Annotated in this window: 4 protein-coding genes and 1 pseudogene; 1 reads left to right on the top strand and 4 read right to left on the bottom strand. The window is 45.0% G+C overall.

Annotated elements, in window-relative coordinates:
* A pseudogene (locus VK541_RS03650) lies at positions 1 to 660 on the bottom strand (phosphoribosylformylglycinamidine synthase); the annotation flags it as partial.
* Positions 661 to 881: 221 nt separating this feature from the next.
* On the opposite strand from VK541_RS03650, the gene VK541_RS03645 reads away from it, so the two are divergent.
* Positions 882 to 1,586, top strand: a complete 705-nt coding sequence (locus tag VK541_RS03645) for a tRNA1(Val) (adenine(37)-N6)-methyltransferase (protein ID WP_324367025.1) — start codon at positions 882 to 884, stop codon at positions 1,584 to 1,586.
* Between the two features lie 9 nt (positions 1,587 to 1,595).
* Here VK541_RS03645 and VK541_RS03640 read toward each other — a convergent pair whose 3' ends face one another.
* Genes VK541_RS03640 through VK541_RS25780 form a run of 3 tightly spaced genes read right to left on the bottom strand, consistent with a single transcriptional unit; the run spans position 1,596 to position 3,038 of the window.
* On the bottom strand, positions 1,596 to 2,150 hold the full coding sequence (locus VK541_RS03640; protein WP_324367023.1) for a dihydrofolate reductase family protein: 555 nt from the start codon (positions 2,148 to 2,150) through the stop codon (positions 1,596 to 1,598).
* A 13-nt stretch (positions 2,151 to 2,163) separates the two neighbouring features.
* Positions 2,164 to 2,541 (bottom strand): family 43 glycosylhydrolase, encoded by a 378-nt coding sequence (locus VK541_RS25785; protein ID WP_414692602.1) that lies wholly within the window; start codon positions 2,539 to 2,541, stop codon positions 2,164 to 2,166.
* A 17-nt stretch (positions 2,542 to 2,558) separates the two neighbouring features.
* On the bottom strand, positions 2,559 to 3,038 hold the full coding sequence (locus tag VK541_RS25780) for a family 43 glycosylhydrolase (RefSeq protein WP_414692601.1): 480 nt from the start codon (positions 3,036 to 3,038) through the stop codon (positions 2,559 to 2,561).
* Positions 3,039 to 3,198: the final 160 nt, after the last annotated feature.

The raw sequence follows: 3,198 nt of genomic DNA, 5'->3' as shown, positions 1-3,198 counted from the left end.
CTGCACTACAGGGCCTTTTATAAAAGCAACGTTATCTTTGTAGGCAGAGACAATATCATTTGGATTTTCTTCCGATGTTTTGCGGATCAGCTTGAAAAGTGAAGTTGGTTTTTCTTCGCCGTCGATCACAAATTTGCCGTTAAAGATCTTGTGGCGGCAGTGCTCTGAATTCACCTGAGAAAAACCAAATACTTCAGAATCGGTAAGTGGTCTGGCCAGTCTTTCCGCAAGGCCTTCCAGGTACTGAACTTCATCATCACTCAGTGAAAGCCCTTCCTGTTTGTTGTACGCAGCCACATCTGTGATCTGCAATATCGGCTCAGGCTGTATATTTATGGTATAAATGCTTTGATCCAGCTGTGTATATTTCTGCGAAAGCATAGGGTCATAGCCAGCAAAATCTTCTTCTGCCTTCTGAAACTCTTCGATCCTGATGATCCCTTCAATAGCCATGTTTTGAGTGATCTCTACCGCATTGGTACTCCAGGGAGTAATCATTGCTGCGCGCGGACCAACAAAGAAGCCGGTTAAAGTGCTTTCTTTTTGCAATTGCGCACCGCCAAACAGCCATTCTAGTTTTGTGATATCAGTTGAAGAGAGGTTTCGTTCTATTTGTAAAGCGAAAACCGTATCGGATTGGCCTAAGAAGAAATAAATCATGCTTTTTTTTTGAAGATGCAAATTTAGCTTTTAAATTTTAAAATGGGGACTATCAGCAGCATTATCTGTAGGCTTTTATTGATAGCAGAACCTCAGAATCGGTGGTTGCAGCAAGATTCTACATTTTCATTACATTTGGCGCAGTTTGTATACGGTACCACAAGCAGGTTCTGTTCTATAGACAGTAAAATACAGATCGGCAGGCAAAATAAAGCAAAGAAATGGGCGGCGTTTTTAGATTTAAAGAATTCGAGGTAGAACAGCGGGACTGCGCCATGAAGATCAATACCGACGGCGTATTGCTGGCTGCCATAGCTCAGCACAGCAATCCCTTGCATATACTCGATATCGGGACCGGGACTGGTGTGATCGCTATGATGATGGCCCAGCGTTTCCCGGGTGCTTTAGTTGACGCTGTAGAGATAGATGAACCGGCAGCAATGCGGGCGCAAAAAAACTTCATCGCATCTCCCTTTGCCTGCAGGCTGCACGCTGTCCATACCTCGATGGAAGCGTACGATACCCCAAAAAAATACGACCTGATCATTTCTAACCCGCCCTTTTTCGTCAGAGATCTGAAGAATCCTGAAGGCAGAAAAAGTATGGCTCGCCATGCCGATGAAAGTTTCTTTGAGGCATTGGTACAAAAGGCAGGAACCATTTTGAGTGCTGAAGGTCTGCTGTGGCTGATCCTGCCGGTAAAACAGGCTGATTTTGTGGTCGATAAAGCCCGTACGCAAAACCTGACACTCCTTAAAGAGATCAGCATTTGCTCTGATGCCGGTAAACCAGTGATCAGGAAGATCATTTGCCTGGGGCGAGGCAGTACTCCATTGGAGCAGGAGCGATTCTGTATTTACGAAGCAGAAGGTGTATATACCAGGGCTTATAAACACCTGTTAAAGGATTTCTTTCTGGCTTTCTGACAAACACAATCAGCGTCTGGTCTCATAATTCAGCAGCAATATGCCATTTTCAGAGTGCTTTACATCAATCAGTTTTAGATTGGTCCTGTCTTTTATATTCTCAAACAGGGGTTTTCCTGAACCCAGGATCACCGGATAAACGGCCAGCCTGTAAGCATCTATGAGTCCGAAATTAATAAAGGTTGTTGTCAGTTTCCCGCCACCATAGAGCCAAATGTTCTCGCCAGGCTGCTTTAGTATTTCCTGCACTTTTTCTTTAATGTCCGACCTGATTATCGTGGCCTTGCCGTCATCAGCCATTGTGGTAGAGAACACATATTTTTTCTTACTGTGCAGCAATTCGTAGGCTTCCTTCAATTTTGGACTGCCTTCTTCTGGGCGGTAGCTGCCCCAGAGTTCATAGCTGATCCTGCCATAGAAAATCGCATCAATGCCAACCAGGATGTCGTTGATGATGTCCGCAAAATCTGTCTGAGTATCGCCTGTAATCCAGTCAATCTCACCATTTGGCCCTTCAATAAACCCATCCAGGGTTACGGCCAGATTCAGAATAATCTTTCTCATAATGAATTAAATTTTAAACCCGAAATATACCATTATCTGTCATTATAATGGGCACGATAGTCCCGTCGGGGCGGTAATGCAATTCATCGATGCATACAGATCTCCGGTGACTTCCGCCATTTTTTAGCTTCCCGTTATGGTAAAAAAAGTAGTTTTTGCCCTTAAATCTGATGATCGCTGGTCTGTTGGTTTCACAGTTTTCCGGTACCTCGTTGATGATCCCTTTAAATTCCCACGGACCGCTAACCGCTTTGGACATGGCGTACGCTACTTTTTCAGGCATACCATATCCATAAGAGAGGTAATACCAATCTCCATGACGGTGCAGGCTCGCGCCCTCGCTAAATTCGGGAAGGACGATGCTTTTTACCTGTCCTTCGAGTTCGGTCATGTTATCTTTCAGCTTTGCTATAAAACAGTCTTTATTGCCCCACACAATATATGCCTGGCCGTAGTGTCTGTGATCACGGTAGGATCCAGATTGGCCTTCTCATTGCCGGTCGATGGGACCATGTCTCCGGATATCAATGCCCGGCCTATGGCGTCTGTAAAAGGCCCGGCAGGATGATCTGAAATGGCAACACCTATTGCCTTTCCCGGAATGGAAGCATGCGAAACGGCGACATACCAATAAAATTTATTGTTCCTCTCAATGACCCTGGAAGCATAGGCATCTCCGCTGGCCCATTTAAAATCAGTGGCCTTAAGGCGCAACGGATGCTCCTGCCAGCTCTGCAGATCACGCGAGGAAAAACAGAGCCAGTCCTTCATTACATAGTCATCTACACCATCTGGAGGCTCATCATGTCCCGTATATAACCAGGCTGTATCGCCATAGACCAGTACAGTAGGGTCAGCTGTAAAATGAGTTTGAATTATGGGATTCATCTTAAATGATTTTGATTATTTCAATGTCTAACAAAGGCACTGTTATATGCCCGCTCACACTTTCTGTTTTATGTGAGGCCATGCCCTTAACCGTATCTTATTTTGCGCCCTGCCGGCCCTTATCTGACGCAATTTTTGTACCGGTTTACTTTATGTGTTG

It is taken from the genome of Pedobacter sp., assembly GCF_035317785.1.
GTDB lineage: Bacteria > Bacteroidota > Bacteroidia > Sphingobacteriales > Sphingobacteriaceae > Pedobacter.
The sequence above is the reverse complement of the archived record's forward strand: the minus strand, read 5'-3'. Positions and strand labels throughout refer to the sequence as shown.